This is a genomic window from Bradyrhizobium sp. SZCCHNS3016 (assembly GCF_032484535.1).
GTDB lineage: Bacteria > Pseudomonadota > Alphaproteobacteria > Rhizobiales > Xanthobacteraceae > Bradyrhizobium.
This window is the reverse complement of sequence record NZ_JAUETE010000015.1, coordinates 135,391-149,860: the sequence shown is the minus strand read 5'-3', so window position 1 is coordinate 149,860 and position 14,470 is coordinate 135,391. Positions and strand designations below refer to the sequence as shown.

The following is a 14,470-nucleotide window of genomic DNA, read 5'->3' as shown; positions in this document are numbered from 1 at the left end:
GGCGTGGTCAGCGCTGGCAATACTCGCGGACCTGCTCGGGATCCTGCCGCAGATTGTCGAGCCAGGCGGGATCGAGCTTTGGCACCGACGATAGCAGGAGCTGTGTATACGGATGCTCCGGCCGCGCCATGGCCTCGGGCGTGATCTGCTCGATCTTGCGGCCGCGATACATCACGACGATGTCGTCGCAGATCGCCTCGACCACCGACAGGTCGTGGCTGATGAAGACATAAGCGAGATCGAGCTCGCTCTGCAGCTCCTTCAAGAGATCGATGACCGCGGCGGCGACGACGGTGTCGAGCGCCGAGGTGATCTCGTCGCACACGATCAACTTGGGATCGGCCGCGAGCGCACGAGCAAAGTTGACGCGCTGCTTCTGTCCGCCGGAGAGTTCAGCCGGACGGCGCAGCCGCAAGGTGCGCGGCAGCTTGACCATGTCGAGCAACTGATCGATGCGGGCGTTGCGCTGCTTGCGCGTCATGCCGTGATAGAAACTCAACGGACGGCCCAGAATGTCCTCGACCATATGTGCCGGATTGAGCGCCGTGTCGGCATGCTGGAACACGATCTGAACCTGGCGCAGCTGGTCCGGACTGCGGTTTCGCGCGCTGCGCCCGAGCTCGCGGCCATCAAACACGACGCCCCCGGCGAAGGGCGGCAGGATTCCCGCGATGGCGCGCGCGAGAGTCGACTTGCCGCAGCCGGATTCGCCGATGATGCCAAGATTGCGCCCACGCGCCACACGCAGGCTGATATTCTCGACGGCCACGATCGCCGGCTGGCCGTCCGAGCGCAGCGGACCGTAGCCGACCGACACCTCGTGGACCTCGAGCAGCGCCTCGGGCGTCGTGGCGGATACTTCAGGTCGCGGTTCATGATCCGGCGCGACGGCGGCCAGCAACTGCTGCGTATATGGATGTTGCGCGCGCTCGAGAATATCGGAGGTCGTGCCGGTCTCCTGCACCTCGCCATTCCTCAGCACGACGATGCGGTCAGCGATCTGTGCCACGACCGCGAGATCATGCGACACGTAGATGCCGGCGATCCGGTTCGCCGAGATCACCGACTTGAATGCGCGCAGCACCTCCACCTGGGTGGTGACGTCGAGCGCCGTGGTCGGCTCGTCGAAGATCAGGACCTTCGGGCTTGCGATCAGCGCCATCGCCGCAGCAAGCCGCTGTAGCTGGCCGCCGGACACCTGGTGCGGATAGCGATCGCCGATCGTGTCGGGGTTGGGCAGCGACAGCGCCCGGAACAGCGCCACCGCCTTGGTGCGCGCCTCCTCCAGCGGCATCACGTCATGGATGCGCACGACCTCGATCACCTGATCCATGATCCGGATCGCGGGATTGAACGCCGCTGCGGCGCTCTGCGGCACATAGGCGATCTTGGCGCCCCGCACGGCCGCCCTGTCCTTCTCGGACAGCGCCACCATGTCGACGCCGTCGAATGCGACCGAGCCGCCGACGATCTTGCAGCCGGCGCGCGCATAGCCCATCAGGGTCATGGCGATGGTGGTCTTGCCCGAGCCGCTCTCGCCGATCAGTGCGACGATCTCGCCCTCGGCGATGTCGAGATCGACGCCCCTGATGATCTCGATGGTGCGGCCGGAATCCGTGGTCGCCTCGACGCGAAGACCCCGGATCTGCACCAGGCTCGTCATCTAGGATGGCTCCCGGTCGCGGATCTTGGTCGGCAGATTGTCGATCAGGAGATTGACGGCGATGGTCAGGCTGGCAATCGCCAGCGACGGGACAATCACGGCCGGCGCGCCATACGGAAGCCCGCCGATGTTCTCGCGCACCAGCGCGCCCCAGTCGGCATAGGGCGGCTTGACGCCGAGGCCGAGGAAGGACAGCCCCGACAGCAGCAGCACGATGAAGACGAAGCGCAAACCCAGATCGACCAGCACGGGACCGATGATGTTGGGCAGGATCTCCGCCCGGATCAGATAGAACAGGCTCTCGCCGCGGATGCGGGCCACCACGACGAAATCCATGGTGTTGATGTTGACCGCAAGCGCGCGGGCAAAGCGGTATGCGCCGGGAATGTAGATCACCGCCATGGTCACGATCAGGACCGGAATCGACGAGCCCACGGCCGCGACGACGACCAGGCTGAACAGCTTGCTCGGGATCGAGTTCAGCGCATCGAGCAAACGGCTCAGCACCATGTCGACGGCGCCGCCGGTGATCGCTGCGATCATGCCCAGCGTGACGCCGGCCGCGCCGGCGATGATGACGGAAGCGATGGAAATGCCGAGCGTGTAGCGGGCTCCCATCAGGATGCGCGAGGCCATGTCGCGGCCGAGATAGTCCGAGCCGAGCCACAGCTCGCGGCTCATGGGGCCAAAATAATCGGTGTCGACGATGTCGCCGATCGGATGCGGAATGATCGCGGGCGCAGCGAGCGCAACCGCGATCCAGAACGCCACGACCAGCGCCCCGGCCACGCCGACCGCATTGATGCGGTAGCCAAATCGCGGACTGCGGACGGCGGGTTTCGCGGTGCTCGTCATCGCAGCCTCGGATTGGACAGGATGGCGATGATGTCGGCCGTGGTGGTCAGGAACAAATAGCCGAAGCAGAAGATGATGGCGCAGCTCTGGATCAGCGGCAGATCGCGGGTCGACACCGCATCGACCATCAGCTTGGCGACGCCGGGATAGTTGAAGACGGTCTCGACGATGATGACGCCGCCCAAAAGATAGGACAGTGACAGCGCCACCGCATTCACGATCGGCCCCAGCGCATTCGGCAGCGCGTGGCGGAGCACGAGCCTCCCGCGCGAGGCGCCCTTCAGGAGGGCCATTTCGATATAGGGCGTGTTCAGGGTCTCGATCACGGCCGCCCGGCTCATCCGGATCATCTGGGCCGAGATCACGATGGTGAGCGTCACGACCGGCATCGCGTAGGCGCGCGCGAAATCGTAGGCGGTACGGATCTCGCTCGTGAAGGAGACCGCCGGAAGCCAGTTGAGATAGACGGCAAACAGGAGCACGGCGAGGGTCGCGATCATGAACTCCGGCACCGACACGACACCGATGATCGCGATGGTGAGGCAGCGGTCATACAGCGTGTCGCGCAGCATTGCCGCAGTGATGCCGAGCGTCAGCGCCAGCGGCACCGAGATGATGGCGGTGAGACCAGCGAGCTTGAGGGTATTGACGAGCCGTCCGCCGATCAGCTTCGCGACCGGCATGTTGTTGGCATAGGAGACGCCGAGATCGCCACGGAGCACACCCGCGAGCCAGCGCAGGAAGCGGAAGATCGCGGGATCGTCCAGATGCATCGCCTTGCGCAGGCCTTCGACGGCTTCCGGCGTAGCAGCCTGGCCGAGCAGGATGGTCGCGGTATCGCCCGGCAGCATCGCGGTGGCGAAGAAGACGACGAACGAAACAATGATCGCGGTGACCAGCGCGATGGCCAGCCGGGCAAGAACGAGTGATGCGATCCGATGTTTCACACTGGGCGTCCGCGAGCCTGATCAGGGGATGGTCGCCGCAGCGGCACCGGCCTCAACGACCGGCGCCCCGCATCTCAGACCACATTCACGAATCGAGCCAGACATATTCAGCGAAGGCATATCCCATCATGCCGCCGAGCGGGCTCGGCTCCAAGCCCTTCAGCTTGGACGAGGTGGCGTCGATATTTGAGATGTAGGCCGGAATGATGGTGCCCGCCTCCTCCGCGATCATCACCTGCATCTCGGCATACATCTGCTTGCGCTTGGCCTGGTCGAGCAGGCCGCGCGCCTCGAGCATCATCTTGTCGAACTTCTCCGACTTGTAACGGCTTTCGTTCCACGGCGCCTCGGAGGCGTAGAGCAGCGAGAACAGGATGTCCGGCGTCGGCCGCGGATTGATGTTGCCGAAATGCACCGGCGCCTTCAGCCAGTAATTGTCCCAATAGCCGTCGGACGGGACACGCTGCACGTCTAGCGTCAGGCCGATCGCCGCGGCCGAGGCCTGGATCACCATCGCCATCTCGATCGCGGAGTTCGCGGCTTCCGACGCCACGACCGGGATCGACGTGCCGAGCACGCCGGCCTTCTGGAAAAGGGACTTTGCCTTCTCGGGATCGAACGGCTTCGGCTTCAGGTCGGGATTGTGGAAGAAGTTGGCGGGAGAGACCGGCTGGTCGTTGCCGACGACACCAAAGCCACGCAGCACGGACTTGACGATCTGCTCGCGGTTGACGAGGTGCTTCATGCCTTCGATGAAGTCCTTCTTGTTGCCCGGCGCCATGTCGAGGCGAATGTTGAGGTCGGTGTAATTTCCGGTCGTCGACTTCGACAGCGCAATCCCCTCCTTGCCCTCGATGAGCCGGAGCGAGCGCGGATTGATGCTGGCCGCGAGCTGAATGTCGCCGGACAGCAGCGCATTGACGCGCGCATTCTCCTCGGTGATCGCGATGAACTCGATCTGGTCGAGATACGGGCCGTCCTTGAAATAGTTCTTGTTGCGGACGCCGACGGAGCGGACGCCGGGCTCGAAGGCCTCGCGGACGAAGGCGCCGGTGCCGTTGCCCTTGGAGAAATCGGTGGTGCCGTCGGCCACGATCATGAAGTGATGCAGCGCGAGGATCATCGGCAGGTCGGCGTTCGGGCTCGCCAGGGTGATCTCGACGGTGGTCTTGTCGACGGCCTTGAAGCCGGTCATCTGCGCCGCGATCTTGGCGACCTTGGAGCCGGTGGCCTTGTCGAGATGCCGCTTCAGCGAGAACACCACGTCATCTGCCGTCAGCGGTTTGCCATCGTGGAAGATGACGCCCTTCTTGAGCTTCACGGTCCAGGTCTGCGCGTCCTGGGACTCGATCGCTTCGGCGAGCTCCATCTGCGCCGCGCCGTTCTTGTCGAGCGTGGTCAGCCGATTGTAGAACGAGCAGCAGCGGACATAGTCGGTCGAGAACGAGGCTTTGGCCGGATCGAGCGTATCTGCGGTCGAGGTCGACCATCCTGCCGCCTTGATCGACCCGCCCTTCTTCGGCGTGGCCGCGTAGGCGCGCTCGGCGCGGCCCAGGGTGGTGCTGCCGGCAGCGAGCGCGACGCCATTGGCGAACATCATCTTCAGGAGGTCCCGGCGCGACGCGCCACGCCGGATCGCCGCCTCGACCAGCACATCGTCACTCGCAGTCCAGTTGGTGATCCCGTCGCTCATGTCATCCCTCCCCTGTTTGCGACCCGGCAGAATGAAGTTGTCAGCAGCTCATGATGTCGCAGGCACATGGTCCACCGCGTCGGCCAGCTCGGCCATCGAGTGGAAATGAAAATCGGGCTTCGTCACGGACGCGGGCTCGATCGTGCCGCCATACCCCTGCCTGTCGTGGCGCCGCTCGATCCAGCAATTGGTGATGCCGAGCTGCCGGGAGATGCCAATGTCATGATACTGGCTCTGCGCGACATGCAGGATCTGCGACGTGGTGCCGCCGTCGCGCTCGACGAAATCGAAGACCTGGGTGAAGAAGGCGGGATCCGGCTTCTCCGTCCCGGTGTCGTCGACGGTGAAGGTCGCATAGAACGGCGAGCCCAGCTCGCGCTCGAAATGATCCAGCGCCCAGCGACGCGCGTTGGTCATGGCGATCAGCTTGTAGCGCTTGCCGAGGCGCGCCATGGCCGATGCACTGTCGGGAAACGCCTTCCAGCGCGCAGCGGAATCCCGGAAGCGCTCACCGAGCGCAGTCTGCCTGGGCAGTCCGAGCTGCGGTGCAATGATGTCATAGACGCGCACGAGGTCATCGGGGAAACGGTCCGCGTCGGCGGCGTAGCGTGCAGCGCGATACAGGCTGAGCGCCTGCTCACCATCGATGACCTTGTTCGCTTCCGCAGCGATCTCGCCCAGTCTGGTGACGATCCCGCCTTCGAAGTCGATCAGTGTGCCGACCACATCGAAGGTCAGATACCTGAATTGGGCGAGATCCATCCTACTCTTCCTGGTGCGCGGTGTTCGTATGTGACGGTCCTAGTGTGAAGCCGGGTTCCGGCGAAAACTTCCGAATTGCAGGGACACGACGGCACAAAATTGCGAATAGGAGCAGGCGCCGACATATCGGCGTTGCTGCACATGCAGCGGTCTGCCCGTGCCCGCTTTCACGGCATGGCCTGGCGGACGTCCGGGTCGGCCAGGGTCTGGTCGAGCGTTCGCGCCGTCCGTTCGATGATGGCGTCGATATCGGAATCGCTGCAGCACAGCGGCGGGGCGTAGCCGAGCACCCCGGTGGGGAAGGCACGAATGACGAGCCCATTGGCCCAGGCCCGATCGAAAATGCGGCGCGAGGGCTCGGCGCTCGCCGGCAGTGGCGTCTTCTTCTCCTTGTCGATCACGAGCTCGATCGCGGCCAAAAGGCCGCGGCCGCGGACCTCGCCCACCAGCGGATGATCCTGCAACGCGCGCAGGCCCGCCATCAGCCGCGCGCCGGCGCGCCGGCCGTTTTCCAACAGTCCGTTCTCATAGAGATCGAGCACGGCAAGACCGACGGCTGCGCTCACCGGATGGGCCGAATAGGTATAGCCGTGCCCCACGGCCGCCGTCCCTGCTCCGTCAGCGATCACGCCATAGACATGATCGGACATCAGCACCGCGCCCATCGGCACGTAGCCCGAGGTGAGGCCCTTGGCTACCGTCATGAGGTCCGGGACGATCTCGTCGTCGGTGCAGGCGAACAGCGGTCCGGTGCGGCCGAAGCCGGTGATCACCTCGTCGGCGACGAACAGGATGCCGTGCTGCCGGCAGCGCTCGCGCATCGCCTTCATCCAGCCGTCCGGCGGCACGAGCACGCCGCCCGAGCCCTGGATCGGCTCGGCGTAGAACGCCGCGACCCGCTCCGGGCCACCCACTTCGGCGATCTTGGCTTCGAGCGCGGCGAGCGATGCCGCAATGATCGCATCGGCGTTGCTGCCGACCGGATTGCGGTAAGCGTAATGCGACGGGATCTTGTGCTGCCAGTTGAGCGGCACGCCGAAATTGGCGTGGAAGGCCGGCAGCGCGGTCAGTCCGGCGCCGACGGTCGAGGAGCCGTGATAGCCTTGCTGCAGGGTGATGAACTGGTCGCGCTGCGGCTGTCCCTTCACGTGCCAGTAGTAATGGATGAAGCGCACCGTGCTGTCGACGGCGTCCGAGCCGCCGAGCGTGAAGTAGACGTGGTTGAGATCACCGGGAGCGCGCTCGGCCAGCGCCGCCGCGAGGCGGATGGCGGGCTCCGAAGCGAGGCTGAAATAGCCGGTGGCGTAAGGCAGCTCGCGCATCTGCTTTGCAGCCGCCTCGACGATGCTTTCATGACCATAGCCGGCATTGACGCACCACAGCCCGGCGAAGCCGTCGACGAGCTGATGGCCGGAGGCATCGGTGACAACAGCGCCCTTGGCCGAGGCCAGGACGCGCGCGCCGGAGGCCTCGTGTCCGCGATAGGACGCAACCGGATGCACCAGATGGGCGCGATCGAGTTCGATGAGCGAGTTGCTGAGCATGATGATCTCCGGTTCAGCCGAACGCCTGGCTGGCCAATGCAAATGATCTCGGGGACGGCCGCGTCGTGTTCTTCGCGGCGGGCCGATGCATGACGATGCCGCCGCCAACATGAGCGAGGCCAAGGCTGCTTAGCCACGGCGCGAGGCCGCTCGCGAGGCCGGTGTCGACACGGATGAATTCGCCCTCGCGTCCCGCCAGAAAATGCGCGACGAGTGCCTTCGCGTCGTCGAGATCGGCGGCGACGACAGGGCCGACCACGAGGCCGCGGCCGAACCGGCGCAGCGCGGCAAAGCCAGCCGTCCGGGCCTGTCTTTCAAGCACCGCGAACTCGCCGATCGATGCGACATGGGCGATCAGAGCGCTGCGGTCGGCACCGAAGGCCGCGGCGTCGAGGGCGCTGATGGCGGTGATGTCATTTGGCGTGGCCGCGCGCACGGCGTCGCACTGCGCCACCGAATGCGCGAGATGGCCCTGATGCTGCACGATCTCGCTTGTCCTGCGGAAGCCGAGCTTCTCATAGAGCGGCAGCCCATCCGCGGTCGCGACGAGCTGCAAGCACCGGTCGCCCGCAAGCATCCGCGCCTGCTGCATCAGGCGCCGGCCCAGCCCCTGCCCGCGCTCGGCTTCATCGACGATGACCATGTTGATGGTGCCCGCAGTGGCGCCATAGGGCGTCATCAGCACGGTGCCGATCACGCGCGCGTCTGCCGCGATGGCCACGCGGCCTTTGCTCAGGGCAAGCGCCATCTGCCAATCCTCGCGGCGATGCGGCCAGCCGGCCTGCAGCGACAGCCGCGTCGCAGGCTCGAGATGTTCGGGGCCGAAAGCGACGAAGCTCGCGGCGTCGGAAGTCATGTCCTGCTCTCCAATTCCAGGGCGAGTCTGGGCGAGCGGCACCCGGCAGATCGGCTGAAGGCGCTGCGGCCGACAACATCTTCCGCCGCAGAAGCGGGGCAAAGCCGCATCTTATGCTGGCACGCCCGCCTATCATCAAAGGCCGAGACCATGACCGGCATGAGGATCCATGAGCCGCTTTCGCCCGAAATATGTGACCTTCGACTGCTACGGCACGCTGATCAATTTCGAGATGGCCGAGGCCGCGCGCGATCTCTACAGCGCAATTCTCTCCGAGCCGGCCATGACCGAGTTCGTCAGCGTCTTCTCGGCCTATCGCCTCGACGAGATCCTCGGTGCGTGGAAGCCCTATGCCGAGGTCGTCAGCAATGCGCTGGCGCGCAGCTGCCGCAGGATCGGCATCCCCTTCAAGCCGGAGGATGCCGAGATCGTGTATCAGCGCGTACCGACCTGGGGGCCGCATCCGGATGTGCCGGCGGGCCTCGCCAAGGTAGCCAAGGAGATCCCGCTGGTCATTCTCTCCAACGCCATGAATGCGCAGATCCCCTCGAACGTCGCCAAGCTCGGCGCACCGTTCCATGCCGTGTTCACCGCGGAACAGGCGCAGGCCTACAAGCCGCGGATGCGCGCCTTCGAGTACATGTTCGACATGCTCGGCTGCGGCCCGGAGGACATCACGCACTGCTCCTCCTCGTTCCGCTATGATCTGATGACCGCGCACGACCTTGGCATCAAGAGCAAGGTCTGGGTCAACCGCGGCCACGAGCCGGCCAATCCCTACTACGGCTACACCGAGATCAAGGACATCTCCGGCCTGCCCGCCGTGTTTGGTCTCTAAGCAGAGCGCCCGCGATGAAATATGTCTCCTACTGGCGCGACACTGCGACCGCATTTGCCGGCGGCCACACCGGGCCCGTGGAGGGGCAGTACGACGTCGCCGTGATCGGCGCCGGCTTCACCGGGCTCGGCGCGGCGCTGCAGCTCGCCAAGGCCGGTGCCAAGGTCATCGTGCTCGAAGCCGATGCTGTCGGCTCGGGCGCGTCCGGACGCAATGGCGGGCATCTCAACAACGGGCTGGCGCACAGCTTCCTGGTTGCGAAGACAGAGCTCGGCACCGAGCGCGCCATCGCTCTCTACAAGGCGTTCGACGACTCGATCGACACGCTGGAGCGCCTGATCGCGGAGGAGAACATCGCCTGCGATTTCCGGCGCTGTGGCAAGCTCAAGCTCGCCTCGAAGCCCGGACATCTCGATGGCATCGCCAGGAACTTCGAAGCCATCAACCGCGAGGTCGATCCGGATACGGCCCTGCTCTCGGCTGCAGATCTGAAAGCGGAGATCGGCTCGCCCTTCTACGGCGGTATGCTGTTCAAGAAGAGCGCGATGATGCATATGGGCCGCTTCACAGCGGGCCTTGCCGCGGCCGCAAGCCGCCGCGGCGCCATCATCGTCGAACAGGCGGCCGTGACCGAACGGGTGCAGGAGGCCAAGGGTTTCCGTCTGACCACGTCCAAGGGAACGGTGCACGCAGATCAGGTGCTGCTGGCCACCGGCGCCTACACGCCATTGACCTTCAACTATTTCCGCCGCCGCATCATCGCCGTTGGCAGCTTCATCATCGCGACGCGGCCGCTGACGGAGGCAGAAGCGGCATCGGCGCTGCCGGGCCATCGCACCTATGTCAACTCGATGAATATTGGCAACTACTTCCGCCTGTCGCCGGACAACCGCCTGATCTTCGGCGGCCGTGCGCGGTTCTCGGCGACATCCGATCAGCAGTCGGATGCCAAGAGCGGCGCGATCCTGCAGGCAGCGATGCTACGGATGTTCCCGCAACTCGCTGGCGTTGAGATCGACTATTGCTGGGGCGGCCTCGTCGACATGACCGCCGATCGTTATCCGCGCGCCGGCCGCCAGGACGGGCTGTGGTACGCGATGGGCTATTCAGGCCACGGCGCGCAGCTCTCGACCCATCTCGGCACGATCATGGCCGACGCGATGCTCGGCCGTCCCGACCGCAACCCGATGAGGGATGCCAGCTGGCCGGTCGTGCCCGGCCATTTCGGCAAGCCCTGGTTCCTGCCGTTCGTCGGCGCGTACTACAAGACCTTGGACTGGATCCGCTGAGCCCGTGGCGGAAAGCCGGTCATCAGTAGCCGCGACTGCGGTCGACGAGACCGATCGGATCGAGCCCGGCGCGGTGCCGCTTGATGTTTTCGGCCACGGCCAGCGCGGCCGTCTCCGGCTGCGTGACGCTGGCGACATGCGGCGTGATCAGCACCCGCGGGTGCCGCCACAGCGGATGATCGGCGGGCAGCGGCTCCGGATCGGTGACATCAAGCACGGCGCCGGACAAGTGTCCGCTGTCCAGCGCCGCAAGCAGCGCCGCCTGGTCGAGCTGCGCGCCGCGGCCGGTCTGCACCAACGCGGCCCCTTGCGGCAGCCTGGCAAGCAGCTGCGCGTCCAGCAGGCCGCGCGTCTCGTCCGTCAGAGGCAGCAGACAGATCAGGATGTCGGTCGTTGTCAGCAACCGGTCGAGACCGTCGGCACCATGATGCGTGGTCACGCCGTCGATCGCGCGCGGACTACGGCTCCAGCCCGACAGCGGAAAGCCGAATGTTTTCAGCCGCTCCAGCACCGCCTGCCCCAGCAGGCCCAAGCCGAGTACGCCGATGCGCCGGTCATGCGCCTGGGGTTGCGCGACCGCGCGCCATTGCTGCTGTCGCTGCTGATCGAGGTAGATGGGCCAGTTCCGATGCAGCGCCAAGACAGCGAGCGCAACGTATTCCTGCATCATCCTCGCGATCCCGTCCTCTACCATGCGGACGATCTTGACGTGGGCAGGCACCGCGGCGGCGTTGAACTGGTCTATGCCGGCCCCTATCGAGAACAGGACCTCGAGATTGCGATACACCCTGAGATCCGGCGGAACGAGCCAAGTGATCATGTAGCGGACAACCTCGGGATCGACCTCCGCCGGGTTGATTGCGAACGGCAGATCGGGCAGTTCGCGGGCGAGCACCTTGCGGAAGATTTCGCCACGCTGCGCATCGGAGTTGAACAGGAACGTCATGCGGCCATCTGAGCGGCTGATCGGGCTCAACACGTAGGGTTCGCCAGCCTACATTGCGCAATCATAGCCGAGGCGACCTGTGTTCCATGCTGAATGCGAGCAGGATTGAGCAGAATGTTGCGCGATTTGGTGGCAAAAGCGCTGATATGCTGGCAGGACGGCTCCATGCTCGCATCGACCCGGATTGAGGCAGCGCGACGCGGGCCGCCAGAACGAGCAATCGATAGGGAAAGCGGGGATGGAAGATCCGGCCGTCGAGTCGCGCATCGTCGATGTGTTCGAGATGCGTCTCGTGGATATTGACAGCGTCGACCTCGCGCAGCTGCTCGCCTTGTCGATCGCAGTCCAGTGGCCGCACCGCGCGGAGGATTGGCAATTCATGCGCAACATCGGACGCGGCGTCGTCGCGCTCGATGAAATCGGTCGCGCCCTGGGATCGGCAATGTGGTTTCCCTACAGCGATGGATTTGCTGCCGTCGGGATGGTCATCACCTCGCCACGCCTGCAGGCACTCGGCACCGGCCAATGGCTGATGAGGCGCGTGATGGCAGAATGCGGGAGTCGCACGCTGCGCCTCAACGCCACGCGCGCGGCCTATCGGCTCTATCGCTCGCTCGATTTCAAGCGGGAGCAGACGTTGTTTCAATGCCAGGGAGTGGCGAATGCCGGGGACGCAAGGTCCGCAGAAGCGGCAGGCATTCGCGTGCTGACCGAGGCGGAGTTGCCGGCCCTGATCGATCTCGACGCACAAGCCTATGGCGTGCAGCGAACGACGCTGATCACGGAGCTGTTTCGACACTCCCGCAACTATGGCCTGTTTAGATCTGGACGGCTCGACGCATTCGCGTCCTGCCGTCAATTTGGACGCGGACATGTCGTCGGACCGGTCGTGGCATCCTGCGACGGCGACGCGATCGCGGTGATCGAGCAGCACGTGGCTGCAAATGCCGGACAGTTTCTCAGGCTGGACACCCACCGGACCAGCGGAGAGTTCCGCGATTTTCTCGCCCGAGCGGGACTTACTCTCTTTGATGCCGTCACTACGATGTCGCTGAGGAGCGACGTGAAGGGTGCACACTTGCGCGCCGATGGCGCGCCGGCAAGCTACGCGGTAGTCAGTCAGGCCTTCGGCTAACCTTCGAGATTCTTGGACGAAAGCCCACAAAATTCGCGATGTAGGCTCGGAGCGAGCAGGTTCACGTGGCCGCGTGGTCGGCTTCACCCTTCGCGGATGCGCTGGGTTGGGAAACGAACAATGCGGTCAGCAAGGTCTCGGCAGTCGAAGGATCGTTCGTCGTGCTTGCGCCCTGTGCCGTCATCTCGCATGCGGCTGAAGCCGAACGAACTGGAAGGGCTGACTGGGAAGCAGGCGTCAGCGTTCACTGTCTGAAGAACCGCTTTTCGTCTTCGATTCTCAAACGGTCATTTCGGCAAAGTGCCTGATTTGAATGGCGCGCCCGGAACGATTCGAACGTCCGCCCCTCAGATTCGTAGTTCAAAAACATTGCTTCGCCACGCTATCCGACTGTACGCCACAGCGCAACGATAGACGCAAAAGTCCTTAATTTCGAGCCTTTTATCGCACATCCTCCTACAAGGTCGGGGTCGAACCGTCGAACTCCCAGATTTGCCAAAACCGTTTGAAAAACCGTTTTAGTTTCGGAGCGCTCCGATGGCCGATGTCCGCCTCCTGCTGACCGACAAAGAAATCGCTCGCCTGCCGACCCCGAGGAAGGGCTGGTATCTGGCGCGCGACACCGAACTGAAGGGCTTCTTCGTCGTCGTCGGAAAGCGGAAACGAACCTTTACCGTCCAAGGCGACCTTCGCGAGGACGGCAAGCGAGCGACGTCGATCCGGGTCGCAATCGGCGACGTCAAAGAACTCTCGACAAGGACGGCCCGAGCGACTGCCAAGGAATATCTTGCTCAGATAAGCCGGGGTCAGCATCCCAAGGCCGGGTCGAAACCGAGTCGCGTCGCGGCCAGCGGGGATAGCCCGACCGCGCATCAATCCGGCGGCATCACGCTCAGGCAAGCGTGGGAGCGATATCGCGACGCCCACATGATTAGGAAAGGCCGTAGCGAGCGCACAATCGAGAGCTATCGGGATCACGTGGAACGAATCTTCATCAAATGGTTCGATACGCCATTGGAAGATTTGGGCCGCCACCCTGCAAAGGTGGTCGAGAGACATGACGAGATCACCAAGGAGAACGGGCCATATATTGCGAATGGAAGCATGCGCACTCTCCGGGCCATCTATTCCCACGCCCGCAAAGCCAACAAGACCTTGCCGCCCGATAATCCCGTCGGGGCTATCGACTGGAATGGAGAAAAGCGACGCGACACCGGAATGGAGCCCGGTGATCTGAGGGCCTGGTTTTCCGAATTGTCGGCTTTGGACAATCCGATCCGCCGTGAATTCCATCTCTTCACGCTGCTTTCGGGATGTCGGCCCACCGCGTTGCAGGAAACCACTCCGGGCAATATCGATTTCAAGAGACGGATCCTGCACATTCCGAAGCCCAAGGGCGGCGCGAAGCGGGCCTTCGACATTCCTCTATCTCGGGAAATGATCTGCTGCCTGATCCGAGTCATGCGCTTCGGACATCAGATGCATCCGTCGCACGCCCGCCAATGGATATTCCCGGCCGACAGCGTGTCGGGGCACATCGTCGAGCAGAAAGAAGATCGGGCCACGCTGTCGAAACGGGGTAACGATCTACGGCAGAGCTTTCGCACCATCGCCGCCGCCGGCGTGTCGGAGTTCGATGCAAAGCTGCTGATGAACCACGCAATTCCCGGCGTGAACGCAGGCTACATCACTCGCCCTAAGCTGCTGGAGCACCTACGACGCCAACAACAAGCGATCAGCAGTACGGTATTTGCGGCATTGAATGCGAATAGCCCAAGTATCCGTCGGTGGCCAAAATCCACCGACTCGCAACTCCTCGACCCACGTGCCCATGCTATCGCTGACGACATTCACGGGCAACAAGGGCTGAATTCAGCGATCGCGGAATAGCAAGAGCGCGCTCCGTGGGAGAAAGGTGCCTAGTGTCGGCTCCTAGACGCGC

The 14,470-nt window shown here is 64.1% G+C and carries 12 protein-coding genes and 1 pseudogene; 5 read left to right on the top strand and 8 right to left on the bottom strand.

Features of this window, described 5'->3' with window-relative positions:
• Positions 1-7: 7 nt before the first annotated feature.
• The 7 genes from QW881_RS25930 to QW881_RS25900 all read right to left on the bottom strand — a co-directional run bounded on the left by QW881_RS25930 (position 8) and on the right by QW881_RS25900 (position 8,320).
• Entirely contained in the window at positions 8-1,663 is a 1,656-nt protein-coding gene (locus QW881_RS25930) for an ABC transporter ATP-binding protein (RefSeq protein WP_315753750.1), read from the bottom strand.
• Positions 1,664-2,518, bottom strand: coding sequence for an ABC transporter permease (locus tag QW881_RS25925; protein ID WP_315753752.1), 855 nt, complete (start codon positions 2,516-2,518; stop codon positions 1,664-1,666).
• Positions 2,515-3,465 (bottom strand): ABC transporter permease, encoded by a 951-nt coding sequence (locus tag QW881_RS25920; protein WP_315753754.1) that lies wholly within the window; start codon positions 3,463-3,465, stop codon positions 2,515-2,517. The genes QW881_RS25925 and QW881_RS25920 overlap by 4 nt, the downstream gene beginning before the upstream one ends.
• An 85-nt stretch (positions 3,466-3,550) precedes the next feature.
• Positions 3,551-5,158, bottom strand: coding sequence for an ABC transporter substrate-binding protein (locus tag QW881_RS25915; RefSeq protein WP_315753756.1), 1,608 nt, complete (start codon positions 5,156-5,158; stop codon positions 3,551-3,553).
• A gap of 48 nt (positions 5,159-5,206) precedes the next feature.
• On the bottom strand, positions 5,207-5,920 hold the full coding sequence (locus QW881_RS25910; protein WP_315753758.1) for an HAD-IA family hydrolase: 714 nt from the start codon (positions 5,918-5,920) through the stop codon (positions 5,207-5,209).
• Between the two features lie 167 nt (positions 5,921-6,087).
• Positions 6,088-7,464: an aspartate aminotransferase family protein gene (locus QW881_RS25905; protein ID WP_315753760.1), complete on the bottom strand. Its 1,377-nt coding sequence runs from the start codon at positions 7,462-7,464 to the stop codon at positions 6,088-6,090.
• Positions 7,465-7,477: 13 nt separating this feature from the next.
• Positions 7,478-8,320: a GNAT family N-acetyltransferase gene (locus QW881_RS25900; RefSeq protein ID WP_315753762.1), complete on the bottom strand. Its 843-nt coding sequence runs from the start codon at positions 8,318-8,320 to the stop codon at positions 7,478-7,480.
• 169 nt (positions 8,321-8,489) lie between these two features.
• Between QW881_RS25900 and QW881_RS25895 the strand changes: the two genes are divergently transcribed.
• Entirely contained in the window at positions 8,490-9,158 is a 669-nt protein-coding gene (locus tag QW881_RS25895; protein ID WP_315753764.1) for a haloacid dehalogenase type II, read from the top strand.
• Positions 9,159-9,172: 14 nt separating this feature from the next.
• Entirely contained in the window at positions 9,173-10,447 is a 1,275-nt protein-coding gene (locus tag QW881_RS25890) for an FAD-binding oxidoreductase (RefSeq protein ID WP_315753766.1), read from the top strand.
• Positions 10,448-10,469: 22 nt separating this feature from the next.
• Here the strand turns inward: QW881_RS25890 and QW881_RS25885 are convergent, their stop codons facing one another.
• The gene (locus tag QW881_RS25885; RefSeq protein ID WP_315753768.1) at positions 10,470-11,393 is read right to left on the bottom strand and encodes a glyoxylate/hydroxypyruvate reductase A; all 924 of its coding nucleotides are present in this window, start codon (positions 11,391-11,393) and stop codon (positions 10,470-10,472) included.
• Positions 11,394-11,631: 238 nt separating this feature from the next.
• Between QW881_RS25885 and QW881_RS25880 the strand changes: the two genes are divergently transcribed.
• The 3 genes and pseudogenes from QW881_RS25880 (at position 11,632) to QW881_RS25870 (ending at position 14,418) form a co-directional block, all read left to right on the top strand.
• Positions 11,632-12,528: a GNAT family N-acetyltransferase gene (locus QW881_RS25880; protein ID WP_315753770.1), complete on the top strand. Its 897-nt coding sequence runs from the start codon at positions 11,632-11,634 to the stop codon at positions 12,526-12,528.
• Positions 12,529-12,572: 44 nt separating this feature from the next.
• A pseudogene (locus QW881_RS25875) lies at positions 12,573-12,761 on the top strand (carbon-nitrogen hydrolase family protein); the annotation flags it as partial.
• A 304-nt stretch (positions 12,762-13,065) separates the two neighbouring features.
• Positions 13,066-14,418 carry an integrase family protein gene (locus tag QW881_RS25870; RefSeq protein ID WP_315753771.1) on the top strand — a complete coding sequence of 451 codons (1,353 nt, stop codon included), beginning with the start codon at positions 13,066-13,068 and terminating at the stop codon, positions 14,416-14,418.
• The last annotated feature ends 52 nt before the right edge of the window (positions 14,419-14,470 follow it).